Genomic DNA, 25,556 nt, shown 5'->3' with positions numbered 1-25,556 from the left:
GCCGATAGGGAGTGAATCGGTTGATCCTGCCCTGACCGATCCCTCCCCATGTGGTTCCTGTGCGCTCGTGTGATCCTTCTCACGGTCCGTCAGGAGCGGTGCCGGGGGCGGCGTCCGGGGAGTTGTCGAGGGTGTCGTCGAGGTCGTCCTCGGGCGCGGAGGTGCCGGCCGGCCCCGTGCTCGCGAGCACCCGCTGCACCCGGGGCCGTGTCCGCCAGCCGACCTGGCGGACGTCGCGGGAGAGGGCGCCGGGGCGCCAGAGCTCGACGGCCAGGGTGACGGCACCGACCACCAGGACTCCGGCCAGCCAGCCGCCGAGGACGTCGCTGGGCCAGTGCAGGCCGAGCGCGATCCTGGTCCAGCCGATGGCCAGCACGGCCGTGGCCGCGACGGCGCAGGCGGCGATCCGGCCGGTGCGGTTGGCCCGTGGCCAGACCAGGATCACCAGGGCGCCGCAGGTGACGGCGGAGGCCAGTGCGTGCCCCGAGGGGAAGGCGAAGTCGGGGGCGGCGGCCACCGGGTCGTGGAAGAGCGGGCGCTCCCGGCCCAGCAGTTCCTGGCCGGCCGTGCTCGCCAGCCAGCCGGTCAGTATCAGGGCGGCCGCCCAGCCGCCGAGGGTGCGGGCTCCGATCGCCCAGAGCCAGACCGCCGCGAGGGCGAGCAGCACCCGCATGGTGACGGTGCTGCCGATGTCGGCCAGGGTCTGCATGGACGCCGTCCACACGGTGTGGTCGAGGGCGTACTCGTGCAGCGAGGCGATCCAGCCCTCGTCCAGGTGTCGCAGCGGACCCCAGCCGCCGAGCACCAGCAGGACCAGGGCGGTCAGCAGCGCGGCGGAGCCCAGGCTCACGGCGCCGCAGGTGAGCAGCTGCCGCCGGCGGCGGAGCCCGGCTCTGCCGCCGGGAGCCCTGTCGTCGGGAGCCCTGTCGTCGGGAGCCCTGCCGTCGTCCGGCCGGGCGGGTGGGTCGCCGGGGGGTGCGGCCTCGGCGCGGGAGCCGGAAATGGACGGGTACATGACTGACACCTTCCCAGCGGCCGGGGTGGTTCGGAGGCAGTACGGATCGCGATTCGGCATCTTTTGTGGGGAGAAGCTGCGGATGGCCGGTGTCCGCCCGTTCTGCGGGAGGAGGAGTGGATCGGGGAGCCCCGAATTCACGCCGGGTCGTCACGGCGTCACGCGCTGTCTACCGTCGCGCGGGAAAAGTCGCAGGATACTGCATGCCGGGAAGAAACTGGGTGAGTTGGGAATGTTGTCCCATTTCTGTGCGTTGGATCGTTACGTGTGGGCCTCCTGGGGCGCGCACCTTTGCCCCGGCTCACCCCCGGCGGGGCGGGATCCAAGGCAGATCGGCACCAGCAGCAAGGGAGCAAGCATGGCGACTCGTGCCGTCGTTCGCGACAAGGCCGACCGGACTCGCACGGCCCGGCCGAACAACCTTGAGGCCGACCGAGACCTCGTGGGCATGTATCTCGACGAGATCGCCCGGACGCCTCTGCTCGACGCCGCCGAGGAGGTGGAGCTTTCGCTGCGAATAGAGGCCGGCGTCTACGCCCAGCACCTGCTGGAGGAGGAGACGCTGCCGAAGGGCGCCAAGCGTGAGGAGCTGGAGGCGATAGCCGAGGACGCCGAGCGCGCCAAGGACGTCTTCATCCGGTCGAACCTCCGGCTGGTGGTGGCGGTGGCACGGCGTTACCCGCGCAGTGGTCTCCCGCTGCTCGACCTGATCCAGGAGGGGAACGCGGGCCTGGTCCGGGCGGTCGAGAAGTTCGACTACTCGAAGGGCTTCAAGTTCTCCACCTACGCGACGTGGTGGATCCGGCAGGCGATCACCCGGTCGATCGCCGACCAGTCCCGCACCATCCGGCTGCCCGTGCACCTCGTCGAGGAGCTCGGCCGCATCCGCCGGGTGCAGCGGGAGAAGTCGAAGGAGCTGGGCCGCGAGGCCGACCCGGCCGAGGTGGCGGCCGAGCTGGACACCACCGAGCAGCGCGTCAAGGACGTGCTGGACTGGGCGCGTGACCCGGTCAGTCTGAACATGGCGGTCGACGACGAGGGCGAGACCCAGTTCGGAGACCTGGTGGAGGACACCGGCGCGGTCTCGCCGGAGGACGCCGTGATGGTGATGCTCCGTCGGGAGGAGCTGGACGGTCTGATCGGCCGGCTGGACGACCGCACCGCCTCGATCATCCGGTCCCGCTACGGGATGGAGGACGGCCGGGAGCGGACGCTGACCGAGGTCGGCAAGCAGCACGGGCTGACCAGGGAGCGCATCCGGCAGATCGAGAAGCACGCGCTCGCCGAGTTGAAGAAGATCGCGGACCACGCGGGCTTCGAAGCGGCCTGACCGGTGTGCCCGCCGGCTCGGGCGGTGACCAGACGGACCCTGACGGGGCTTCGGCCCCGGCGGGGTCCGTCGCCGTTCGCGGCCTAGGCTGGGGCGGTGGAGAGGCCGGGGGAGCAGAGCGGGACGAAGGAGTGACTGTGGTGGCGGGACAGAACGAGGAGCAGGGGCGGCCCGAGGGTCAGCCGGAGGCCGAGGCCGAGGCCGAGCCGCAGGCCAAGCCCAAGCCCAAGCTGGTCTTCGACGACCCCTTCGACCGGCAGACCAGTGACGACACCGACCAGGGCTGGGGCGGCTCCGAGGGCGGTGGCGGTGGAGGCCGGGGGCTGGACTGGTACCTGAGTCAGCGGCCGCCGCACCACGGGGGGTGACGGCGCGGCAGCCGCGGGGGAGTGGTGCCAGGGGCGGGACGGTCAGCGCTGGCGGACCAGTGCGTCCCGGATCTCGGTGAGCAGGGCGACCTCCTTGGCCTCCGCCTCGGCGGCCTCCTCGGCCGGGGTCTTGTAGCGGGCCATCACGCGCTTCATCGGGACGATGAGCACGAAGTAGACCACCGCGGCGGTGATCAGGAAGGTGATCACCGCGCTGATCACCGAGCCCCAGAGGATGAGGATGCCGGACGTGACCTTCCCGTCGGCGTCCACCACGCAGGGGCCCTTCAGGCAGGACGAGTAGGCCGAGAGGTCCTTGGCACCGAACGCCCCGACGAGCGGATTGATGACGCCGTCGACGAAGGCGTTGATGACTTTGGTGAAGGCCGCGCCGATCACGACGGCTACGGCGAGGTCGATGACATTGCCGCGAAGCAGAAATTCCTTGAAGCCCTTCATGCCGCGCTGAACGACGGTCAGCGCGGATGGTCACGGGTGAATTCCACGGCCCCGGATTGACGGATCGTCACTGGTCAGGAGGGTGGGGCGGAACCGGTGCAGCGGGGCATGGCGACCGCCTCCGCCGCCGGGACGGGCCCGGCCGGGGGACGCAGCGGGCCGGCCGCCAGTGCGGTGGCGGCGGCCAGCAGCCCGGTGGCGAGCAGCCCCGGCCGGTGCCGGACTGCCTGCTGGAGGCGGTGCCGCCCGCCGGAGCCCCGGCGGATGGGTGGGAAGGGCGGCACCACCCGGCGCGGCGGCACGGAGGGGACGGCGGCCGGGGTGGCCGCGCGGGCGCTGACCGAACCACCGACGGACGCGGAAGCGGTGGTGCTGCGGAGGTACGGGGTGGTCATGGGGCGCCGCCTCTGATCGGGCCCCCGCGTGGTGCGGGAGCGTCGCGGGATCAGAGTGCGGCGGCCCGGGCCCGAGCGGCGGAGAGTGTCCACCGCCTGTGGAAAACCCCGGCCTGTGGACAACGCGCTTCACCCGTACGGAGGACAGGGCGGCCGGGAACGCCGACGGCCCGGCACCTCGCGGTGCCGGGCCGTGCGGAAGGATCGATTCAGCTGGCCGAGCTGGAGCCGGTGCTGCCGGAGCCGCCGCCCGAGGACGCCGGGGCGGCCGCCGGGGTCGAGGTCGAGGTCGACGGAGCGGACGACGTGGACGAGGACGTCGAGGAGCTCACCGAGCTGCTCGACGAGGAGCGGCTGTCGGTGCGGTAGAAACCGGAGCCCTTGAACACCACGCCCACCGCGGAGAACACCTTGCGGAGCTTGCCCTGGCAGTCCGGGCACGTGGTCAGCGCCTCGTCGGTGAACTTCTGGACCGCCTCCAGGCCGTGGCCGCACTGGGTGCACTGGTACTGGTACGTGGGCACGTGTTCTTCCTCCTGGCCTTCCCCCTGGCACTCTCACCTGATGAGTGCTAACGATGGTCAATGATGCGGCATTCCGCAGGATCAGTCCAGCGCCGCCGGTGTGAGAACCGCCGCCTGCCCGCCGCCGCGCTGCCCGCCCCGGGCGTCGGAGCGCGCCACGGTGCGGCTCGCGGAGCCCGGCGCGACCAGCAGGTGACGCAGGCTCAGCAGGGCGGCCAGGCCCAGGCCGACCCCGGCCAGCGGGACGGTGAAGCCGGCCGAGGCGCCGTGCCGGTCGATCAGCATCCCGGCCACGGTGGAGCCCGCGGCCAGGCCGAGGCCGATCGCGCCGGTGAGCCAGGTGAAGGCCTCGGTCTTGGCGTTGGCGGCGACCAGGGTCTCGATCAGCGTGTAGCCGGTGATCAGGGTGGGGGCGATGGCCAGGCCGCAGAAGAGCGCGGCGATGGTCAGGGTGGTCAGGTTGGGCATGGCCCAGAGGGTGGAGCAGCCGGCCAGCAGCAGGGCGTAGCAGGCGAGCATCCGCTGCCGGGCCGAGCGCCGCCAGGTGATCAGCCCGTAGACCACGCCGGCCACCATGGAGCCGCCGGCGAAGATCCCGTAGACGATGCCGTTCATGTCGGCCCGGCCGGCGCTCTCGGCGAAGGCGGTGATGGAGACCTGGAGGGCGCCGAAGACGGTGCCGACGCCCAGGAAGGAGGCCGCCAGCAGCCGGACGCCCGGGGAGGCGAGGGCGGAGACGTGCGCGGCGCCCTCGACCTGCGGGTGGCGGGCCGGGGCGGTGGAGCGCTGGGCGGCGAAGGCCAGGCCGCCGGCCACGGTGAGCGCGGCCTCGGCGATCAGGGTGGCGGTCGGGGAGACCCCGGCGGCGACGGCGGTGGCCAGCACCGGGCCGATCACGAAGGTGAACTCGTCGGTGACGGACTCGAAGGCGAAGGCGGTGTTCAGCTTGGCCGGGGAGTCCGAGAGCTTGGCCACCCAGCGGGAGCGGACCATCGCGCCGATCTGCGGCACGCTGGCGCCGGCCGGGGCGGCGGCGAGGAAGAGCGCCCAGACCGGGGCGTGGCCGAGGGCCAGGCCGATCAGGGCGGCCACCGAGACCGCGTGCACCGCGATGCTGGGCAGCAGGACCGCGGCCTGCCCGTGGCGGTCGGCGAGCCGTCCGGTCTGCGGGCCGATCAGGGCCTGCGCGACGGCGGAGACGGCGGCGACGGCACCGGCGGTGCCGTACGAGCCGTGGGTCTCCAGGACCAGCAGCACGATGCCCAGGCTGAGCATCGCGTAGGGCAGGCGGGCCACGAAGGCGGGAGCCAGGAACGTCCAGGCACCGGGGGTGCGGAGCAGGGCTCCGTATCCGACGCGGGTGGGGTCTTCGACCGTTCGGCGGGCCGTCACGGTCGGTCCTTCCTGCTGCCTGGTAGCGCAGTGGGGGTGTGGGTGGCCCCGACGGCGCCGAGAGCTGTCCTCTCGCGCGTCGACCGGGGTTGATACCGGGCCCGGACGGCCGAGGGTGGGGCGTCCGGACGCGGCCGCCGAGCGGTCGCGCCAACTCTGCTTCAGGCAGATGTAGCGGGTTTTCGGTTCGATTCTCAGAAGATCTACGGACCCCATTCTACGCGGGTAGCGTCACTCCGCCACCCCTCCGCGCCGGTGAATTCACGGTGAACTGCGGCGCGGAGGGAGGAAAGCCAGGTCAGGGCCGGGGGCGCCCGCGCAGCCAGCCGGCCAGTTTGCCGCCCTCGTCGACCGCGCGCAGCCGCTTCTCGGCCGCCTCGCTGACCTCCTCGGTGGTGACCACCAGCAGCTCGTCCCCGGCCCGCAGCACGGTGGCGCGGTCGGGCACGAAGCTGGAGCCGTCGCGGACCACCAGGGTGACGGCGGCCCCGGGCGGCAGCCGCAGCTCGCCCACCTCGACGCCGGACATCCGGGAGTAGGCGGAGAGGGCGACCGAGAGCAGCTGCCCGTGCAGCCGCTCCAGCGGGGCGGACTCGATGCCCAGGTCCTGGCCCATCGAGCCGTCGCCGATCCGCAGCCACCGGGCGACCAGCGGCAGGGTGGGGCCCTGGAGCAGGGTGAAGACCACGACCAGGATGAAGACGATGTTGAAGACCTCGTTGGCCAGCGCCGAGTCCTGCTGGAGCACCAGCGGGATGGTGGCCAGCACGATGGGCACCGCGCCGCGCAGCCCGGCCCAGCTGAGCAGCGCCTGCTCCTGCCAGGGCAGCTTGAACGGGGTCATGGTGGCGAAGACCGATGCGGGCCGGGCGACGAAGACCAGCACCGCGCCGATCACCAGGGCCGGGACGATGGCCGAGCCCATCGTCTGGGGGGTGCAGAGCAGGCCGAGCAGGACGAACATCCCGATCTGCCCGATCCAGGCCAGCCCGTCGGCGAAGCCGCGCACCGCCGGGCCGTGCGGGAGCTTGGAGTTCCCGAGCACCACGGCGGCGATGTAGACGGCCAGGAAGCCGGAGCCGTGCAGCAGCGCGCCGCCCGCGTAGGCGCCGACCGCGAGCGACATCACGGCGATCGGGTAGAGGCCGGAGGAGGGCAGCGCCATGTGCCGCACCGCCCAGGCGCCGAGCTTGCCGACCGCCAGGCCGACGGCGGCGCCGATGGCCAGCTCGGCGATGATCGTGCCGAGCAGCACGTACCAGGAGTCCAGCGGCCCGGTGGTGGCGAAGGCGACCACCAGGATCACCACGGGGGCGTCGTTGAAGCCGGACTCGGCCTCCAGCAGGCCGTTCAGCCGGGACGGCAGCGGGACGGTGCGCAGCACCGAGAAGACCGCCGCGGCGTCGGTGGAGGAGACGATCGCGCCGAGCAGCAGCGAGGTGCGCCAGTCGAAGCCGGCCAGCAGGTGCGCGCCGACGGCGGTGACCACGACGCTGATCGCGACCCCGAAGGTGGCCAGCACGGTGGCGGCGGGCATCACGGGTTTGATGGACCGCCAGCTGGTCTTCAGCCCGCCCTCGGTGAGGATCACCACCAGGGCCGCGTAGCCCAGCACCTGGGTGAGCTCGGCGTTGTCGAACTCGATGCCGAGCCCGTTCTGGCCGAGTGCGACGCCGATGCCGAGGTAGATCAGCAGGCTGGGGAGGCCGGTGCGGGTGGAGAAGCGCACCGCGACGACCGCGAAGAGAAGCACCACGGCGACTTCGAGCAGGAAGCGGTTCAGGTCGTCGACAGTCACGCAGTGGCACCTCGGCGCAGTCAGTGGTTCGGGCTGATGGAGCGTCTGAAGGCAGGCCCGGGAAGGGTGCCTGACGGCCCGTCATCCAAGGATCGTTACCCAGTCTAACATTTTACCTGCTCTTGTACGTGTGGTCGGCCGGGTTCCGCTCACGGGCGGCCGGTAGGGTCCACCTGATCCGACCACGGGCGCCCCGAGTGCAGCTCCGCAAGCGCGTGCGCCCTAATGTGGTGGTCTGTCACGGCCGCCCGTCTCCCAGCCAAGGACTCAACCAGATGCCCCGCTCGAAGAGGTTCCGGCGCGCTCGTCTGCTCGTGATCGTGCTGGTGGTCCTGTTGGTCGCCGGCTCGGTCGGTGGTGGCTGGTTCGCCGTGCACACCGTGCAGGCCTCGTTCCCGCAGCTCGACGGCAACGTCAAGGTGGCCGGGATGACCGCGCCGGTGGACGTGAAGCGCGACGCCAAGGGCGTGCCGCAGCTGTACGCGGACACCTCCGAGGACCTGTTCCGGGCCCAGGGCTACGTGCAGGCGCAGGACCGCTTCTGGGAGATGGACGTCCGACGGCACGTCACCGCCGGGCGGCTGTCCGAGATGTTCGGCGACGGCCAGGTCGAGACCGACTCCTTCCTGCGCACCATGGGCTGGCGCCGGGTGGCCCAGCAGGAGTTCGACACCCAGCTCTCGGCCGACACCAAGAAGTACCTCCAGGCCTACAGCGACGGTGTGAACGCCTGGCTCAAGGAGCACCCCGGCGGCAGCTCCGCCTCGCTGGAGTACGCCCTGCTCGGCGCCGTGAACGGCGACTACGAGCCCGAGCCGTGGAGCCCGGTCGACTCGGTGGCCTGGCTCAAGGCGATGGCCTGGAACCTCTCCGGCAACATGCAGGACGAGATCGACCGCTCGCTGCTGGCCCAGGACTTCAGCGCCGAGAAGATCGAGCAGCTCTACCCGCCGTACCCGTACGACCGCAACGGCACCATCGTGAAGACCGGCAAGGTCGGCGCCGACGGCACCTACCGCCCCGCCGACGGCCAGACCGGCGCCGCCGCGCCGCCGGCCGCCGGCCAGTCCCGCGCCGTCACCGCCTCGCTGCTCGGCGACGTGGCCGGGAAGATGGCCGCCATGCCGCAGCTGCTGGGCCGTCAGGGCCAGGGCATCGGCTCCAACTCCTGGGTGGTGGACGGCAAGCACACCACCACCGGCAAGCCGCTGCTGGCCAACGACCCGCACCTCGGCCCGGCCAGCCCGTCCATCTGGTACCAGATGGGCCTGCACTGCCGCACCACCGGACCGAACTGCGGCTTCGACACCGCCGGCTTCACCTTCGCCGGCATGCCCGGCGTGGTGATCGGCCACAACAAGGACGTGGCCTGGGGCTTCACCAACCTCGGCGCCGACGTGACCGACCTCTACCTGGAGAAGGTCACCGGCCCGGACACCTACCTGGTGGACGGTCAGGAGCGGAAGTTCGAGACCCGCAAGGAGACCATCAAGGTGGCCGGCGGCGAGGACCGCACCATCGTGGTGCGCACCACCGACCGCGGCCCGCTGATCTCCGACAAGTCCACCGAGCAGCAGAACGTCGGCAAGTACGCTCCCGCCGACTCCGCGCCCGACCGGGCCGGCGGCTACGGCGTCGCGCTGCAGTGGACCGCGCTGGTGCCCGGCCGGACCATGGACGCCGTCTTCAAGATCAACCAGGCCGCCAACTGGGACCAGTTCCGGGCCGCCGCCGCCGACTTCGCGGTCCCCGCGCAGAACCTGCTCTACGCCGACACCAAGGGCAACATCGGCTACCAGGCCCCCGGCATGATCCCCCAGCGCACCAAGGGCGACGGCCGCTACCCGGCCCCGGGCTGGGACTCCTCCTACGGCTGGAAGACCGCGGGCGCCGGCTACGACTTCGTCCCCTTCAAGTCGCTGCCGTGGGTGCTCAACCCCTCCGAGGGCTACATCGTCACCGCGAACCAGGCCGTGGTGGACCCGGGCTACAAGCCGCTGCTCACCACCGACTGGGAGTACGGCACCCGCGCCAAGGAGATCACCGACCAGATCGCCGACCGCCTCAAGAACGGCGGCAAGATCTCGCCGGAGGACATGAAGGCGATCCAGCTCGACAACACCAGCGTGATGGCCAAGACCCTGGTGCCGCTGCTGCTCAAGGTCCGGATCGACGACCCCTACGTCCGCGAGGCCCAGGACCTGCTCAAGGACTGGAACTACAACCAGGACGCCGACTCGGCCGCCGCCGCCTACTACAACGGCGTCTGGCGCCAGCTGCTCACCCTGGCCTTCGGCCAGAAGTTCCCGGCCGGGCTGCGCGCCGAGGGCGACTGCCTGCTGGTCCGTCAGAAGTCCACCGACACCCTCCCGCAGGACGACCTGAACAAGAACCCCGTGGTCACCGTCTGCGGCACCCGCGACCCGGGCCAGGCCCAGCCGGACGGCGGCGACCGCTGGACCGAGGTGGTCCGCCGGCTGCTCACCCAGCCCGACTCCAGCTGGTGGGAGTACAAGGACTCCGACCGGCGGACCCAGAAGGGCCTGGGCGACCTGCTCGCCGAGGCACTCAAGAACGCCCGCCAGGACCTGACCTCCCGCCTCGGCAAGGACATCTCCACCTGGAGCTGGGGCCGCCTGCACACCCTGGAGCTCAAGGAGCAGACGCTCGGCTCGGACGACTCCTCGATCGCCTCCGGCCTGGTGCACCGCCTGCTCAACCGCGGCCCGTACCGCCTCTCCGGCGGCACCGCGGCGGTCAACGCGGCGGGCTGGAACGCGGCGGCGGGCTACCAGGTGGACTGGATCCCGTCGATGCGGATGGTCGTCGACCTCAGCAACTTCGACGACTCCCGCTGGATCAACGTCGGCGGCGCCTCCGGCCACGCGTACCACGACAACTACGACGACCAGACCGCGCTGTGGCAGAAGGGCGAGCTACTCGCCTGGCCGTACTCCCCGGACCAGGTCGAGCAGGCCACCAAGCACCGCTTGGTCCTGACGAACGGTTAGTCCCAGGAGGAGCTCGGTGGTTGGCGGGGACGGTGCGCCCGAGCGGCTCGCACTACTGATCGGCGTGGGGGAGACTCCGGCGGCGGGAGACTGGTTCCCACCGCTGGAGGAGGCGGTCACCGTCGACCAGCGGCTGTTGGCCGCTGCCCTGGGCGGGTCGGGCTACCGGGTCGAGATCCTGCGCGACCCGACCCGCAACGAGATCACCGCCGCCCTGGCGGGCCTCTCGCGGGACGCCCCGGCCGGCTCCACCGTGCTGCTGCACTACACGGGCCACGGCATCCGGGTGGGCGACACCGACTACCTGGTCCCGGTCGACGCCCGGGCACCGGAGGACGGCGAACCGTCCGGCTGGGAGCAGCCGCACGTCCTGGAGTCCCTGCTGGACGCCGACCTGAGCCGCTACCTGACGAGCTGCCGGGCGGGGACCGTGCTCTGGCTGATCGACGCCTGTCGGTCGGCCGAGGAGAAGGACGGCACCACGGAGTTCGGCAGCCGGATCACCAAGGGGCCGCCGCATGGCGGCTTCGCGGTGATGACCGGCTGCGCGCCCGGCCAGCGGGCCGGGTACTCGGCGGCCGGGAGCTTCTTCACCAGGGCGCTGGCCGACGCCTTCGACCCGCTCACCGAGGCGAGCACGGTGGAGGCGGTGCACGAGACCACCGCCCGGCTCACCCGGCAGTACGCCCAGCGTGAGAGGGCTGAGCAGCAGGACGTCCGGATCCACTACGGGACGGCCCTGGAGCAGGAGACCCGGAAGACACCCGTGGCGCAGGGCCGTCGGCTGCTGGAGAGCTGGCAGGAGGCGGTGGCGGCGCCTGGGCTCTGGGCGCGGGTGCCGGAGGACGACGCCGCGCTGGTGACGCACCTTCAGGGGTGCTTGGCCGAGCTGGCGACGGAGGTCGCCCGGCAGGTCCACCTCGCGCAGAAGGATTTGCCGGATCCGTGGGCGGACGACGACTTCCCGGTGCGGGTGCTCGGTGGCCGGCTTCCCCAACTGCTCCCCGAGGGTGTCGAGCTGTCCGCACTGGAGGCCGCCGCACTGGTGGCCGGGGTGTTCCTGCGGGAGGCGGCCTGGGCGGAGCGGCTGAGCCAGGCCGCGCTGTTCGAGCCGCGCTGGACGTTCGACGACGACGACGCGGGTGAGCAGCGGCGCCAGTACGAGCAGGTGCTGGCCCGTCACCCCGAGGTGTCGGAACGGCTCGGAGAGATGCTTCTGCGGGAGCTCGGCGAGGTGACGGATCACCAGTTCGACGCCGCCGTGCTCTGGCTGGTGCACCGGTGGATCGCGGAGCGCTTCGAGACGGACGAGCTGCCGGTGCCCCCGCACCGCGCGGACCGCACGGCGCTCCGGATGATGTCGGCGAGCGCCGCCGCCCAGCCGTCCGGCCGGGTGGCCGAGTTGTCGGCCGCGCTGCGGATGATCGCCGCAGCTCCGGTGCTGGGCGAGCCGCCGGAGGCCGAGGCCCTGGAGCTGCCGGAGCGCTACCCACTGGCGGGCGGGTCCGGCACGCTGCGGGTCCGTGCGCTCGCGGCCCTCCTACGGCTGGCCGTCCTGTTCGCGGTGGACGCCCGGATGCTCCCGGAGACCGTGGTCGAGCACCTCGTGGTCTCGGATCCGGTGCTTCCCGGGGAGCTGCTCACCGCGGTGCGGGCCGCCGACTGGCACGCGGAGGCCGGCGAGGTCCACCTCGACGCGGTCTGTCTGCACCCGGCGATCCACGAGACCCTCGCCGCGATCGTGGAGGAAGCCGACGGCCTGGTCCGTCGCGTCCGCGAAGCGGCCCGGCGGTGGTCGGCAGCCGAGACGGCGCTGCTGGCCGGTCTGCCGTCCGGCGTGACCGACCGCCGGCTGCGCGCGGACGAGCGGCAGGGCCGCCGGGCCTACGACGTGCCGCTGCTGCGCTTCACCTTGGCGCAGACGGAGGTGCGCCGGCTGCTGATGGGGGAGCAGCTGTACGACGGCCAGCGGCACCTGGCCGTCCGGGAGCTCTACCAGAACGCGATGGACGCCTGTCGGTACCGGGAGATGCGGCTGCGCTACCTGCAGGGTGCCGGCGGCTCCCCGGCGCCGTGGGAGGGCGGCATCCGGATCACGGCGGGGGAGGACGAGCGGGGTCGCTACGTGGAGTGCCTCGACAACGGCGTCGGCATGACGGTCGATCAGCTCAAGGAGACGTTCACCCGGGCCGGGCGCCGGTTCGGCCAGTCCCGGGAGTTCCGGCGGGAGCAGGCCGCCTGGCTCAGGCAGGACAGCGCGCTCCGGCTGTACCCGAACAGCCGCTTCGGCATCGGGGTGTTCAGCTACTTCATGCTGGCCGACGAGATGGAGATCGTGACCCGCCCGGTAGGCCCGGACGGGTATCCGGCGGCGAAAGCACTACGGGTCTTCATCCCGGGGAGCGCGAGTCTGTTCCGGGTGCAGGAGCTGGCGGGGGCGGAGCTGCCGGAGGGAGGCACCCGGGTCCGGCTGTACCTCCGGGACGGCTGGCGGCTCTCGGGGGCCGTGTGCGAGGAACTGCTCCGCTCGTGGGTGATGGTCAGCGAGTTCCAGTTGGAGGTCTGGAACGGTTCGGAGCGGACCCGGTCCTGGCCGCCCGGGGTGCTCCAGGCCGCGCTGCTTCCGCGCACCGTGCTGTCGGGAGACCAGGGCCCGCGCACGGTGGAGGCCGGGACGGCCGTCGAGGCGGTACCGGGCACGCTCTGGTGGGTCGAGGGGACCGGAGCGGTGCTGTGCGACGGGATCGCCACCGACAAACGTCCGTTCGGCTACGTCCTCAATCTCACGGGTCCGCAAGCCGGGAAGTTGAGCGTCAACCGGAAGAAGCTGGAGCAGTACGACGCGGAGTGGGAACGGGAGCAGTGGGGGCTCGGCGCGGAAGCACTGGCGGCCTGGCCGTCGCTGACGCTCGGTTGGCTGCACGAACTGGAGGAGCAGCACCGGGGGGCGGCCAGTCGGCTGTGGAACCGCTGGAAGGGACGGGGCCTCCAGGTCAGGGACCAGTACGGCCGGTCGGTGAACCTGGATGAGACCGGGTGGTTCCGCTTGGACCGCCACCTCTCCGGGCGCCCTGACCGGTCGAGCGGGGAGCACGTGGTGCGCGAGTCGGTGAGGCCATGGCGCACCGCCGTGTTCGGTCGGGGCCGATATGACCGGGATACGGCGTTCCCGGCCACACTGACCGGGTACCCGGTGCCCGAACCGGGATGGGCCGACATCGCCGCTTCGGTGAACTCCGACTGGCGTTCGGTCGTGCGTGCGGCCAAGGACCAGGGGACCACCGTGGCCGAAGTGATCCGTCGGGCACGTGCTCTGAGGATCGTCCACCCGGCGCTGGCAGGGCCGTCAGTCCAGGCCGGAGACCTTGACTGGGTTCCAGGTTGGTACGACGAGCAGATCGTCGAAGGCCTGGTGGGGGCCGCCCGCCGACGGTTCCAGGTGTCGAAGGAGAACGACTACCGCCACGCCCCCGGTGACCTGAGCGGGATCGTGCGGGCGTCGCAGCGCGCCGCGATCTCCTTGGGCAAGCTGGCCGAAAGCTGCGTCAGGTACGCCCCCTTCCTCGCGGAGCCGCTGGCGGACGTACCCGAGTGGCACCGGGACCACGTCTGCGGTACCGACGATCTGGATCTCCTGTACCAGAGGGACGGAAAGACCTGGTCGACCGTCACCGAGCCGTGGGACCTGGTGGCGAACGCCGCCCGACGGGGCGTCAGTCCCTTTGCGGCCCTGGCCGGGATGAGTCGGTTCTCGTGGCTGGGAGTGCGGGTTCCCGGCCCGGAGGAGGTCCTCCGGTGGGCCGAGGTGCCCGAGGACCTCTTCGAGTACCTGCGTCGGTATGCCGCCCGGGACAGTCACGGCAGGTCGGTCCTCGCTTGGGGAGCGACCGTCGAGCTCGCTGCGGACTGGGACATCTCGCTGCGGAAGGCGGAGAAGTACTTGGCGAAGGCCGCCAAGTCCGTGGGGATGGAGCACCAGCGGCGGTACACCGCCGGCGACGCCGGCCGTGGGGTGGTGCCGTCGGAGGAGTGCGGGAACGTCGTCCGCTGGCTCCACGGTGCGCAGCTCCCTCTGGAGCGGGGGATCTCCCTGCGTGACCTGGGCTTCGTCACCTCCTCCGCCACGGACTCGGCCCTGGTCCTCGACGACCTGCGCGAGGCCGGTGTCGACGTGCCGCCGGCCGCCGGTCTGTTGGCGGCCTGGAGGGACCTTCCGGTCCTCGGCCGCTACGTCTTCTCCGGACAGGAGTCGACCTTCGACGGTGCCGACTACCCGGTGCTGCCGACCCCACCCGTGCTGTTCATGGCCGGACTCCGGCTCGGCCAGTCCCTCACCGAGGTCTGGCGGAACGCCCAGGTGGAGTGCACCCGCCTCGGGCTGCCGCTGGAGCTCGCGCCGCCGACCTTCCCGGAGGGTCTGGCGGACCGTCAGCCGACCTGGGACATGGCCGGAGCCCTGGTGGCGAGCGGGCACGACGACTCGGACGACAGTGAGTGGTTCGAGAGCCCCCGCTGGATCCCGCTCACCACAGAGGCCCTGTTGAGGCACGCCGCGAAGAAGGGTCTGGGCGTTCGCACGGCGTACCGGTCCCTCGCCGAGCTGCGCGCCATCGGCGCCCTCGTCCCGCCCCTGACCGACGATCAGGTCGCCGGTCTGCCGGACACCGTCCCCACCGCCGCCGACGTGGTCGCGCTGTCCGCCGAGTACCGGGTGTCCGAGCGTGGCGAACCGCTGACGCCGCTGGACCTGGTGAGCATCGCGGGCCGGCTCGGCGAGCCGGTGTCCACCACCTGGGGGCGGTTGCTGCCGTACCTGGAGCTGGAGTCGGCCGGCGAGCCGTTCCGGAACGTGCCGGACGTGCTGCCGCTCTGGCAGGACCTCGCGGTGCTCTCCGAGGGCTTGGACGGCCGGCTGCCCGCGCTGTCCGGCCGGGTGACCCCGGAGTGGTTGGCGCGGGCGGCGGCCGGGGTCGGGGAGAGCACCGAGTGGGTGCTGGAGCGGCTCGGGCACTACGCGGAGCTGTTCGGTCTGGAGCTCCCGCTCCGAGAAGGGTGACGGTCCGTCAGGCTCCGGCCGCGCCGAACCAGTGGACCCCGGACGGGGTGACGGCGGCGTGGACCGGGAGGTCGTGCGTTTCGGCGGGGACTTCGGGGAGCAGCTCGGCCTCGTGCAGGAGGGTGGCCAGGACCGGGGTGGCGGCGAGGCGGGCGAGGCGGGCCAGGACGCGGTCGTAGGAACCGCCGCCGCGGCCGAGCCTGACGCCCCGTCGGTCGACGGCCAGGCCGGGGAGGAGGACCAGGGCGGCGCCGGCCACCGCGTCCGGGCCGAGCCGGGGGCCGGTGGGTTCGAGCAGGCCGCGGTCGGCCGGGGCGAGGGCGTCGGGGCCGGTGTACTCGGCCCAGTCCAGGTCGTTGTCGGGCAGCAGGACGGGCAGCAGCACCCGGGCTCCGGCCGCGCGCAGCGCGTCCAGCAGGGGGCGGGTGCCGGGCTCGCCGCCGACCGAGACGTAGGCCGCGACGGTGTCGCCGGGCCGGGCGAGCGCCCCGGCGTGCGCGGCGAGTGCGGTGGCGGCGTGCGCCCGCTGCTCGGGGGTGAGCGCCCGACGTGCGTCGAGCAGCCGTGTCCTCAGTGCGGCTTTGTCGTTGTGCACGGGATACTCCCTGGTCCGCTCCGGCCCGGTCGGCGCGATCCCCGCCGGGTGCCGAGAGCCTGTCATGTGGAAGGCCCCGGATGTCCACCCCGTTGCTCCTCCAGGCGCTGGCCGGGCTCAGCCTGCCCGCGCTGGGCGCCGCCGTGCTGACGGGCGGCCGGCTGCGCCGGTCGGCGACGGCCGCCGAGACGAGGGAGGCGGAGCTGCGGCGGCAGCTGGCCGAGCTGACGGCCGAGCGGGACGCGCTCCAGCGCACCGCCTCGTGCGACCCGCTGACCGGTGTGTGGAACTACCGGCACCTCCAACTCACCCTGGACCGCGAGGTGGAGCGGGCCCGCCGGGTCGACCCGGGGGCGCCGCCCCGCCCGCTGGCGCTGCTGATGCTGGAGATCGCCGGGTTCGACGCGGTGGTGGCCGAGCACGGCCGCGGCCGGGGGAACGCGGTGCTGCGCGACCTGGCGCAGCGGCTCAGCGTGGAGATCCGCCGCTCCGACACCCTCGGCCGGTACGGCGGCGAGGAGTTCCTGGTGGTGCTGCCGGACACCGGCCCGGAGGGCGCGGCGCACGTGGCCGAACGGCTCTGCTGGACGGTGCGCCGGCACCAGCTGCTGGACTGGTCCCCGGCCGGCCCGGCCCCCCGGCGCCCGGTCAGCGGGAACGGTCTGACGGCGGCGGTCGGCATCGCGGTGCTGCCCGAGGACGGCGGGCACGCGGCGCTGCTGCTGCGCGCGGCCGACCGCGCGCTGGCGGCGGCCCGGGCGGGCGGCGGCGACGGCTGGCGGCGCCTGGCCGACCCGGCCCCGGCGGAACGCGCGGTCGTGAAGGCGGAACACGAGGCGGAACACGAGGCGGAAGGGGCAGAGGAAGGCGGGTCGGAAGGGCAGCCGGAGCGTCGCCGGAATCCCCGGCCGGAGCGCGTGGGAACGGTCCGGGTCGAGGCCGCCGATACTCCCCGCACGGAGTCGCAACAAATCCCCGGTACTCTGTCGCCCTGTACCGGCAAGGCCACCCTCACCCCGGCCGGTGCTGCCCACACTCCGGTCGTCGCAGCCGAGCCGGGTTCCTGACGGTTCGGCAGTTCACGATCGGTTCACCCAGCTCTCAGTGTGGCGGAATTCCGCCCCGATAAGGTCTGACACATGACGACGAACGCCCGCATCCCCGTGACCAAGGCCGTGGTGCCTGCCGCCGGACTGGGGACCCGCTTCCTCCCCGCGACCAAGGCCACCCCGAAGGAGATGCTGCCGGTCGTCGACAAGCCCGCGATCCAGTACGTGGTGGAGGAGGCGGCGGCCGCCGGCCTCTCCGACATACTGATGGTCACCGGCCGGAACAAGCGCGCCCTCGAGGACCACTTCGACCGCGCCTACGAGCTGGAGGAGCTGCTCGCCCGCAAGGGCGACAAGGACAAGCTGCGCCGCGTGCAGGAGTCCGTCCAGCTGGCCAACATGCACTACGTCCGCCAGGGCGACCCGAAGGGCCTCGGCCACGCCGTCTCGGTGGCCGAGCAGCACGTGGCCGGCCAGCCGTTCGCGGTCCTGCTCGGCGACGACCTGATCGACCCGCGCGACCCGCTGCTGGCCCGCATGATCGAGGTCCAGCAGGAGCTGGGCGGCTCGGTGGTGGCCCTGATGGAGGTCGAGCCGGAGCAGATCCACCTCTACGGCTGCGCCGCCGTCAAGGCCAACGGCTTCGGCGAGGACGTCTTCCGGATCACCGACCTGGTGGAGAAGCCGGACACCGCCGACGCCCCGTCGAACTACGCCGTGATCGGCCGTTACATCCTCGACCCGGCCGTCTTCGACGTGCTGCGCGAGACCGAGCCCGGCCGCGGCGGCGAGATCCAGCTGACCGACGCGCTGCGCACCCTGGCCGCCCGGGACGAGAACGAGGGCGGTCCGGTGCACGGCGTGCTGTTCAAGGGCCGCCGTTACGACACCGGCGACCGCGCCGACTACCTTCGCGCTATCGTCCGTCTCGCGTGCGAACGTGAGGACCTCGGCCCGGAGTTCCGCGGCTGGCTGAAGGACTTCGTCGCCGCCGAGATGCAGGACTGACCAGAAGGCGAGTGAGGCGATGACCGGGACCACTGCTGATTCCTGCTGCGAAGAGGTCCCGGCACCGCCGCGCATGTGGAGCGTGGCCGAGCACCTGAGTGACGTGCTGTCAGGTGTCGGCCCGCTCCCGGCGATCGAGCTCCAGCTGCTCGACGCCCAGGGCTGCCGGCTGGCCGAGGACGTGGTGTCCGGGGTCGACCTGCCGCCCTTCGACAACAGCTCGATGGACGGCTACGCCGTCCGCACCGCCGACACCCAGGGCGCCACCGAGCAGTACCCGTCGGTGCTCCCGGTGGTCGGCGAGATCGCCGCCGGGGCCGGTGAGCTCCCCAAGGTGGGCCCGGGCCAGGCGGCCAGGATCATGACCGGCGCCCCGGTGCCGCCCGGCGCCGAGGCGGTCGCCCCGGTCGAGTGGACCGACGGCGGCTCCGGCACCGGGATCGCCGCCGAGGCGATGACCGCGGCGCCCGAGGGCCCCGAGGAGGTCCGGGTGCTCCGCCCGGTCGAGGCCGGGCAGCACATCCGCCGCCGGGGCAGCGACCTGCCGGCCGGGGAGAAGGTGCTGGACGCGGGCGCCCTGCTCGGCCCCACCCAGCTCGGCCTGCTGGCCGCCATCGGCCGGGCCACCGTGAAGGCGGTGCCCCGCCCCCGGGTGGTGGTGCTCTCCACCGGCAGCGAGCTGGTGCAGCCCGGCGAACCGGTCGGCCCCGGGCAGATCTCCGACTCCAACAGCTTCACCCTGACCGCCGCCGCCCAGGCCGCCGGCGCCATCGCCTACCGGGTGGGCGGGGTTCCTGACGACGCGTCGGTGCTCCGCTCGGTGCTGGAGGACCAGCTCGGCCGGGCCGACCTGATCGTCACCTCCGGCGGGGTCAGCGTCGGCGCGTACGACGTGGTCAAGGAGGTCTTCGCCGAGTACGGCGACATGGACTTCCGCAAGCTCCGCATGCAGCCCGGCAAGCCGCAGGGCTTCGGACGGCTCCAGGGCACCCCGCTGCTCGCCCTGCCGGGCAACCCGGTCTCCGCGTACATCTCCTTCGAGCTCTTCGTCCGCCCGGTGATCCGCACCATGCTGGGCGCCGCCGACGTGCACCGCCCGGTGGTCCGGGCCCGGACCACGGCCGACCTGCGCTCGCCCGCCGGGCGGCGGCAGTTCCTGCGCGGCTGGCACTCCCCGGACGGCACGGTGGCCCCGGTCGGCGGCGAGGGCTCGCACCTGGTCGGCGCGCTGGCCCGGGCGAACTGCCTGATCACCGTCCCGGAGGATGAGACGCGGCTCGCGGCGGGAACCGACGTCGACGTGGTCCTGCTCACGGACTGAGCCTCCGCTGGCTGTACGGTAGCGCGGTATTCGCCTGCGCCACCGTGGAGTTCCCGTGTCCGAAGCACCCCGTACACCCCGCCTCACCCACGTCGACGAGACCGGCGCCGCGCGCATGGTGGACGTCTCCGAGAAGGCCACCACCGTCCGCACGGCCGTCGCGGCCGGGCGGGTGCTGGTCTCCGCCGAGGTGGTCGCGCTGCTGCGCGGCGCCGGCGTGCCCAAGGGCGACGCCCTCGCGGTGGCCCGGATTGCCGGGATCATGGGGGCCAAGAAGACCCCCGACCTGATCCCGCTCTGCCACCCGATCGCCATCTCCGGCGTCACCGTCGACCTCACCGTCGCCGACGACGCGGTCGAGATCACCGCCACCGTGCGGACGGCCGACCGGACGGGCGTGGAGATGGAGGCGCTGACCGCCGTCGCGGTGGCCGGGCTGACCGTGATCGACATGGTCAAGGCGGTGGACAAGGGCGCCACCATCGAGGCCGTCCGGGTGCTCTCCAAGACCGGTGGCAAGAGCGGCGACTGGGCGGTGCAGCAGTGAAGGCGCTGGCCCTGACGGTCTCCAACCGGGCCTCCGCCGGGGTGTACCAGGACAAGGGCGGCCCGCTGGTCGCCGAGGGCCTGCGGGCGATGGGCTTCGCGGTGGACGGCCCGCAGGTGGTGCCGGACGGCGAGCCGGTGGAGGCCGCGCTGCGGGCCGCCGTGGCGGCCGGGTACGACGTGGTGGTGACCACCGGCGGCACCGGCATCTCGCCGATGGACCTCACCCCGGAGATGACCGCCCGGGTGATCGACCGTCAGATCCCCGGCATCGCGGAGGCCATCCGGGCGTACGGGCGCGAGAAGGTGCCCACCTCGGCACTGTCCCGGGGGCTGGCCGGGCTGGCCGGACGTACCCTGATCGTCAACCTGCCGGGCTCCACCGGAGGCGTCAAGGACGGCATCGCCGTGCTGACGCCGCTGCTCCCGCACGCGGTGGACCAGCTCGGCGGCGGGGACCACCCCCGCCCGGCCGCCGCCGGCGGCCCGGCTGCCGTTGATGAGGGGAGTACCTCCTGAACGCCTCCTGGCAGGTCGAACTCCTGGAGGGCGACGTCGCGTTGCGCCCGATCCGGGTCCGCGACCAGCGGGCCTGGCAGGAGCTCAGCCAGCGCAACCGGGACTGGCTGCGCCGCTGGGAGGCGACCGTGCCCCCGGCCGGCAGCGCCCGCCCCGTCTCCGCCCGGCCGACCTTCCGGCAGATGGCCCGTTACCTGCGGCACGAGGCCGCGGCCGGGCGGATGCTGCCCTTCGTGGTGCTCCACCGGGGCCGCCTGGTCGGGCAGCTGACGGTGGGTGGGATCACCTGGGGCTCGATGTGCTCGGCCAACGTCGGCTACTGGGTGGACGAGTCGGTGGCCGGGCGGGGCATCATGCCGACCGCCGTGGCGCTGGCCGTGGACCACTGCTTCACCGGGCTCGGGCTGCACCGGATCGAGGTCTGCATCCGGCCGGAGAACCGGCCGAGCCGGCGGGTGGCCGAGAAGCTCGGCTTCCGCGAGGAGGGAATGCGCCCGCGCTACCTCCACATCGACGGCGACTGGCGCGACCACCTGGTGTACGCACTCACCGCGGAAGAGGTCCCGGAGGGCATGCTGAACCGCTGGCGGTGGGTCAGGGGCCGTACCACGCCCGGTAATTGAATAAGTGTTCGAAATACATATCGATATGGCATCGCGGCCGGGGCGAGTGGTCACAAATACCGGCAAAATAGTCGGAGAATCAGCTTGATCACACGACACGCCGCGCCAAATTGCTGCCGGGCCTTCCCCCGCGCCCGTACCGTGTGAAACGTGAGCAGTAGCGGCCTTATCTACGCGGTCATCGTAGGAGCCTGGGCCGCCTATCTGGTGCCGATGTGGCTCCGCAGGCAGGACGAGCTCAACGAGGCCCGTCCTACGGAACGCTTCAGTACCGCGATCCGCCTGCTGGCCGGACGGTCGGCCATGGAGCGGCGGGCATCCAGGGCACTCGGCGAGGAGACCTCCCAGTCCGACACCGGCGACGAACCCGTCCCCGGTGCCCCAGGCGACCCCGCGGGAGTGCCTACCGAGGCCCTCGCGGTCGACGACCTGCCCGACGCGAACGCGGCCCCGGCCCCGGCCGGCGCCCCCGCCCCCGTGGCCCCGTCCACCCCCGCTCGCGAGCCTGCGCACGGCTCGGTCGAGCGCCGGGCCCGGCTGCTGGCGCGCCGCCGACGGATGGTCACCACCCTCTTCCTGGCCTTCGCGGCCGGAGCGGTCGCCGCCGCGGTGCTCGGCGTGTCCTTCCTCTGGATCCCCGCCGTACCCGCGCTGCTGCTGACCCTCTACATCGCCCACCTGCGCCGCCTGGAGCGCCAGCGCTTCGAGGTGAAGCTCGACCGCACCCGGGCGGCCCACGCCGCCGAGCGGCTGCGCGAGCGCGAGCAGACCCGCGCGGCCGCCGCCGCCCCTGCCCCCGCTCCCGCCGCCCCCGCCCCGATGCCCCGTCAGGACGCCGCCCCGGCCCGGGAGGCGGCCACCGGCCGCTCCGCCCGCCCGCACCCGCACCTGCGCCTGGCCACCACCGACTCCGCCCTGGTCGAGGCCACCGACCACGAGGAGTGGGTGGACGGCATGCGCGACTGCGCCCCGGCCGGCCCCGACTCCTGGGAGCCCGTCCCCGTCCCGCTCCCCACCTACGTCACCGCCCCGGTCGCCCCGCGCACCACCCCCGGCCTCGACGCCCGCGCCACCGCCTGGGACTCCGGCCGCGCCAACACCCCGCTCTTCGACCAGTACGCCGACCCGCGCCCCGACCCGGCCGCCGAGGCCGACTACCCGTCCCGCCCCCGCGCCGCGAACGAGTAGCCAGGTGAGGGGTGGTCACGGGCCCCGTCCGGAAGGTGCTAGAGTTTCTTCTCGTTGGGGCTGTGGCGCAGTCCGGTAGCGCACCTCGTTCGCATCGAGGGGGTCAGGGGTTCGAATCCCCTCAGCTCCACCCAACAGGAAGTCCCGCTCGGTCCTCGTGACCGGGCGGGACTTCTGCGTTGTGCGGCAGCTGACGGCGCGTCGGGCGGGCCCGGGCCGGTGGCGGCGAGGTCCTTGCCGGACCCCCGGTCGGGATCGGCGAAACGGGCGCGGAGGAGTTGGTGGCACCCGTCATCGATCCGGTCACCGGTCCCGTCGCCCGGGCGATCATGGCCGTGGTGCTGGGGCACTGGCCATCTCACGATCGGTTGGTGCTTCCCAGCAGGAGACCTCCGGAATTGTGAGCGATAACAGAAACTGCCGGCGAACCTTTCCGCAGGCGGTGCCGGAGCCGCCTGACCCGCCGTCAGGAGTGCGCCCAGGTGGTGCGGGCGTACCGTGGAGACAGGAGTCCGCCCGCGTGGCGGTCAGGCCTGGCGGGCGGCCGATCGAGGGAGGCCGTGATGGCTGCTCTGATCAGGAAGAGATTCGACGAGGCCGACGAGACCCGTCCGTTCGAGGCGGACAAGGGGCGGCTGGACCTGGTGGACCTGGGTGGGGCCCAGGTGGGGCAGGGGACCTTCGAGCCGGGGTGGCGGTGGTCGGAGCACGTGAAGCCGATCGCCGGGACGGACAGCTGCATGGCATCGCACGTGGGGTACTGCGTCTCGGGCCGGATGCGGATCCGGATGGACGACGGTGCGGAGCAGGACCTCGGCCCGGGGGACGTCGCGGTGATCGAGCCGGGGCACGACGCCTGGGTGCTGGGCGACGAGCCCTGCGTGTTCCTGGACTGGCAGGGCTACGCGGACTACGCGAAGCGGTAGCCGTCGCGGGCCCGTCACACTTCCCGCTCCCGGTACGTCGGTGCTGTGAGGACACGGCATCGACCGAGGGAGCGGGCAGCATGAGGATCACGGTTTTCGCCGCCACGGGCGGCATCGGACGGCTGGTGCTGGAGCAGGCCGTCGCGGCGGGGCACGAGGTGACGGCGGCGGTGCGCCGCCCGGGGGAGCTGGCCGGCAGTGGGGCCCGGGTGGTGGGGGTGGACCTGGCGGCGCCGGGGGCGGAGCTGCTGGAGGCGGTGGCCGGGGCGGACGCGGTGCTGTCGGCGCTCGGGGCCCGGGGCAAGGGGGACATCGGGGTGGCGGAGCGCGGCACCCGGGCGATCGCCGGGGCGATGCGGGGGGAGGGGGTGCGGCGGCTGCTGGTGGTGAGCGCGGGGCCGGTCGGCACGGTGGCTTCCCCGGACCGGCCGCACCCACCGCGGCACGACCCGGGGGACGACCTGCTCACCCGCCGGCTGCTGGCGCCGATCGTGAAGGCGGCGCTGCGGGAGCGGTATGCGGACCTGGCGCGGATGGAGGACGCGGTGCGGGCCAGCGGGCTGGACTGGACGGTGGTCCGGCCGCCGAGGCTGACGGACCGTCCGCTGACGGGCCGTTACCGGACCGCCCTGGACCGGAACGTACGCGGCGGCACCTCGGTGTCGCGGGCCGACGTGGCGCACTGCATGCTCGACCTGGTGGGCAGCGGAGAGGGCGTGGGACGGACGGTGGCGGTGGCCTCCTGAGGAGACGGGAGTACCGGAGGGCCGGAGACCGCTTCTGTGCGTCCGGTGTTCACCGGGAGGCGAGGTCGCTACGGTCACCAGCACCGCTGTTCCCAGGTGCAACTGACGATCCGTCGGAGGACTCGCCCGTGAACGTTCGAACCCGTCGCGCCGCCCTGGCCGCCCTCGCGGTGGCCGCCCTGACCACCCCCGTCCTGCTGGTCGGGGCCACCGGAGCGGCCGCCCACGGCGGCGGCCACGGCCCCGACCCGGCCAGGAAGGCGGCCCAGCTGGCCGCCAAGCTGGTCGAGCGGAGCAGTGGGAAGGACGCCTTCCGGACCCTGGAGCAGCTCCAGCGGATCGCCGACCGCAACGGCGGAACCCGGGTGGCCGGTTCGGCCGGGCACGCGGCCTCGGCCGAGTACGTGGCCCGGAAGGCGGCGGAGGCCGGGCTGAAGGTCTCCCGGAACGAGTTCGAGTACACCTTCAACCAGGCGCTCACCCAGAAGCTGCGGGTGGTCGCCCCGACGGCCGAGGACGTGCCGCTGAAGGCGATGACCTACTCGCCGAGCGGCCCGGCGGGCGGGCTGACGGCCCAGCTGGCGGTGGTGGCGGTGGACGCCACCACCGGCTGCGAGGCGGCGGACTACCCGGCCGGGGCGTTCACCGGGAGGATCGCGCTGATCAGGCGCGGCGGCTGCACCTTCGCGGTCAAGCAGGCCACCGCGGCGGAGGCCGGGGCGGTCGGCGCGGTGGTCTACAACAACGTCCCGGGCGAGCTGGGCGGCACCCTGGGCGACCCGGCGGCCGGCAGGGTGCCGGTCGGCGGCGTCACCCAGGCGGCGGGCGAGGCGCTGGCGGCCGCGGCGGCGGCCGGGCCGGTCACCGTCAGCCTGGACATCAAGACCCTGGTGGAGAAGCGGAAGACCTGGAACGTGATCGCCGAGACCAGGGGCGGCGACGAGGCGAACACCGTGATGGTCGGCGCCCACCTGGACTCGGTCACCGAGGGCCCGGGCATCAACGACAACGGCTCCGGCTCGGCGGGCGTCCTGGAGGTGGCCCGCAGCCTGGCGGACCGTCAGGTGAAGAACAAGGTGCGGTTCGCCTGGTGGTCGGCCGAGGAGTTCGGCCTGGTCGGCTCCGAGACGTACGTGGCCTCGCTCTCCGAGGCGCAGCGGGCGAAGATCAAGCTCTACCTCAACTTCGACATGATCGCCTCGCCCAACGCGGCCCAGTTCGTCTACGACGGCGACGACTCCGACCACGTCGGCTCGGGCCCCGGCCCGGCCGGTTCGGCCCAGATCGAGCGGCTGCTCAACGGCTCACTGGACAGGCGTCACCTGCCGCACGAGGGCACCGACTTCACCGGCCGCTCCGACTACGGCCCGTTCATCGAGGCGGGCATCCCGGCCGGCGGCACCTTCACCGGGGCCGAGGGCGTCAAGAGCGCGGCGCAGGCGGCGACGTACGGCGGCACCGCCGGGACGGCCTTCGACAAGTGCTACCACCAGGCCTGCGACGACCTGTCCAACCTGGACCTCAAGGCCTTCGACCGCAACATCGACGTGATCGCCAACGCGGTCGGCACCTACGCCTGGGACCTCTCCTCGCTCTCGGTTCCGGTCGCCCCGGAGAACACCTCCGGCGGGCAGGGCGGCGGTGGCGGCCTGCACGCGGGGCACGGCAGCGAGGCCGCCGAATAACT

The 25,556-nt window shown here is 72.9% G+C and carries 21 protein-coding genes and 1 tRNA gene; 15 read left to right on the top strand and 7 right to left on the bottom strand.

All coding sequences use genetic code 11. The features are described 5' to 3' along the window. Window positions 1-79 precede the first annotated feature (79 nt). Window positions 80-1,015 (bottom strand): phosphatase PAP2 family protein, encoded by a 936-nt coding sequence (locus ACZ6ZR_RS10620; RefSeq protein ID WP_465641461.1) that lies wholly within the window; start codon window positions 1,013-1,015, stop codon window positions 80-82. A gap of 358 nt (window positions 1,016-1,373) precedes the next feature. Here ACZ6ZR_RS10620 and ACZ6ZR_RS10615 point away from each other — a divergent pair, with 358 nt between their 5' ends. Further along, window positions 1,374-2,345 carry a sigma-70 family RNA polymerase sigma factor gene (locus tag ACZ6ZR_RS10615; protein WP_465641459.1) on the top strand — a complete coding sequence of 324 codons (972 nt, stop codon included), beginning with the start codon at window positions 1,374-1,376 and terminating at the stop codon, window positions 2,343-2,345. Window positions 2,346-2,485: 140 nt separating this feature from the next. Further along, on the top strand, window positions 2,486-2,713 hold the full coding sequence (locus ACZ6ZR_RS10610) for a hypothetical protein (RefSeq protein WP_465641458.1): 228 nt from the start codon (window positions 2,486-2,488) through the stop codon (window positions 2,711-2,713). 42 nt (window positions 2,714-2,755) lie between these two features. On the opposite strand, the gene mscL is transcribed toward ACZ6ZR_RS10610, so the two are convergent. From mscL to ACZ6ZR_RS10585, 5 genes are all read right to left on the bottom strand, one after another. Beyond that, entirely contained in the window at window positions 2,756-3,172 is a 417-nt protein-coding gene (gene mscL, locus ACZ6ZR_RS10605) for a large conductance mechanosensitive channel protein MscL (protein WP_465641456.1), read from the bottom strand. A 74-nt stretch (window positions 3,173-3,246) separates the two neighbouring features. Beyond that, entirely contained in the window at window positions 3,247-3,567 is a 321-nt protein-coding gene (locus ACZ6ZR_RS10600) for a hypothetical protein (RefSeq protein WP_465641454.1), read from the bottom strand. A gap of 209 nt (window positions 3,568-3,776) precedes the next feature. Then, a complete protein-coding gene (locus ACZ6ZR_RS10595) occupies window positions 3,777-4,091 on the bottom strand; it encodes an FmdB family zinc ribbon protein (protein ID WP_465641452.1) in 315 nt (104 codons plus the stop codon). A gap of 81 nt (window positions 4,092-4,172) precedes the next feature. Next, entirely contained in the window at window positions 4,173-5,483 is a 1,311-nt protein-coding gene (locus ACZ6ZR_RS10590; protein ID WP_465641450.1) for an MFS transporter, read from the bottom strand. Between the two features lie 298 nt (window positions 5,484-5,781). Then, entirely contained in the window at window positions 5,782-7,281 is a 1,500-nt protein-coding gene (locus ACZ6ZR_RS10585; RefSeq protein ID WP_465641448.1) for a potassium/proton antiporter, read from the bottom strand. 275 nt (window positions 7,282-7,556) lie between these two features. Between ACZ6ZR_RS10585 and ACZ6ZR_RS10580 the strand changes: the two genes are divergently transcribed. Beyond that, window positions 7,557-10,292, top strand: coding sequence for a penicillin acylase family protein (locus ACZ6ZR_RS10580; RefSeq protein WP_465641446.1), 2,736 nt, complete (start codon window positions 7,557-7,559; stop codon window positions 10,290-10,292). Window positions 10,293-10,308: 16 nt separating this feature from the next. Further along, window positions 10,309-15,348, top strand: coding sequence for an HD domain-containing protein (locus ACZ6ZR_RS10575; protein WP_465641445.1), 5,040 nt, complete (start codon window positions 10,309-10,311; stop codon window positions 15,346-15,348). A gap of 7 nt (window positions 15,349-15,355) precedes the next feature. Here the strand turns inward: ACZ6ZR_RS10575 and ACZ6ZR_RS10570 are convergent, their stop codons facing one another. Continuing rightward, window positions 15,356-15,943 (bottom strand): 5-formyltetrahydrofolate cyclo-ligase, encoded by a 588-nt coding sequence (locus tag ACZ6ZR_RS10570; RefSeq protein WP_465641444.1) that lies wholly within the window; start codon window positions 15,941-15,943, stop codon window positions 15,356-15,358. Between the two features lie 80 nt (window positions 15,944-16,023). Between ACZ6ZR_RS10570 and ACZ6ZR_RS10565 the strand changes: the two genes are divergently transcribed. From ACZ6ZR_RS10565 to ACZ6ZR_RS10515, 11 genes are all read left to right on the top strand, one after another. Beyond that, window positions 16,024-17,010, top strand: a complete 987-nt coding sequence (locus ACZ6ZR_RS10565) for a GGDEF domain-containing protein (protein WP_465641442.1) — start codon at window positions 16,024-16,026, stop codon at window positions 17,008-17,010. 72 nt (window positions 17,011-17,082) lie between these two features. After that, window positions 17,083-18,000, top strand: coding sequence for a UTP--glucose-1-phosphate uridylyltransferase GalU (gene galU, locus ACZ6ZR_RS10560; RefSeq protein WP_465641440.1), 918 nt, complete (start codon window positions 17,083-17,085; stop codon window positions 17,998-18,000). 19 nt (window positions 18,001-18,019) lie between these two features. Next, complete coding sequence (gene glp / locus ACZ6ZR_RS10555) at window positions 18,020-19,321, top strand: molybdotransferase-like divisome protein Glp (RefSeq protein WP_465641439.1); 1,302 nt, start codon at window positions 18,020-18,022, stop codon at window positions 19,319-19,321. Between the two features lie 115 nt (window positions 19,322-19,436). Then, window positions 19,437-19,868: a cyclic pyranopterin monophosphate synthase MoaC gene (moaC, locus tag ACZ6ZR_RS10550; RefSeq protein ID WP_465641583.1), complete on the top strand. Its 432-nt coding sequence runs from the start codon at window positions 19,437-19,439 to the stop codon at window positions 19,866-19,868. Next, window positions 19,865-20,386, top strand: coding sequence for a MogA/MoaB family molybdenum cofactor biosynthesis protein (locus ACZ6ZR_RS10545; protein ID WP_465641437.1), 522 nt, complete (start codon window positions 19,865-19,867; stop codon window positions 20,384-20,386). Before moaC ends, ACZ6ZR_RS10545 begins: the two co-directional genes overlap by 4 nt. Further along, a complete protein-coding gene (locus ACZ6ZR_RS10540; RefSeq protein ID WP_465641581.1) occupies window positions 20,383-21,009 on the top strand; it encodes a GNAT family N-acetyltransferase in 627 nt (208 codons plus the stop codon). Before ACZ6ZR_RS10545 ends, ACZ6ZR_RS10540 begins: the two co-directional genes overlap by 4 nt. Before the next feature lie 150 nt (window positions 21,010-21,159). Next, window positions 21,160-22,197 (top strand): divisome protein SepX/GlpR, encoded by a 1,038-nt coding sequence (sepX, locus tag ACZ6ZR_RS10535; protein ID WP_465641436.1) that lies wholly within the window; start codon window positions 21,160-21,162, stop codon window positions 22,195-22,197. Window positions 22,198-22,253: 56 nt separating this feature from the next. Continuing rightward, a tRNA-Ala gene (locus ACZ6ZR_RS10530) sits at window positions 22,254-22,327 on the top strand. A gap of 433 nt (window positions 22,328-22,760) precedes the next feature. Further along, window positions 22,761-23,123, top strand: coding sequence for a cupin domain-containing protein (locus ACZ6ZR_RS10525; RefSeq protein ID WP_465641434.1), 363 nt, complete (start codon window positions 22,761-22,763; stop codon window positions 23,121-23,123). An 80-nt stretch (window positions 23,124-23,203) separates the two neighbouring features. Continuing rightward, complete coding sequence (locus ACZ6ZR_RS10520; protein ID WP_465641432.1) at window positions 23,204-23,869, top strand: NAD(P)-dependent oxidoreductase; 666 nt, start codon at window positions 23,204-23,206, stop codon at window positions 23,867-23,869. 128 nt (window positions 23,870-23,997) lie between these two features. Then, window positions 23,998-25,554, top strand: a complete 1,557-nt coding sequence (locus ACZ6ZR_RS10515; RefSeq protein WP_465641431.1) for a M28 family metallopeptidase — start codon at window positions 23,998-24,000, stop codon at window positions 25,552-25,554. Window positions 25,555-25,556 lie beyond the last annotated feature (2 nt).

Source organism: Kitasatospora sp. NPDC088742 (genome assembly GCF_055584905.1).
The sequence above is the reverse complement of the archived record's forward strand: the minus strand, read 5'-3'. Positions and strand labels throughout refer to the sequence as shown.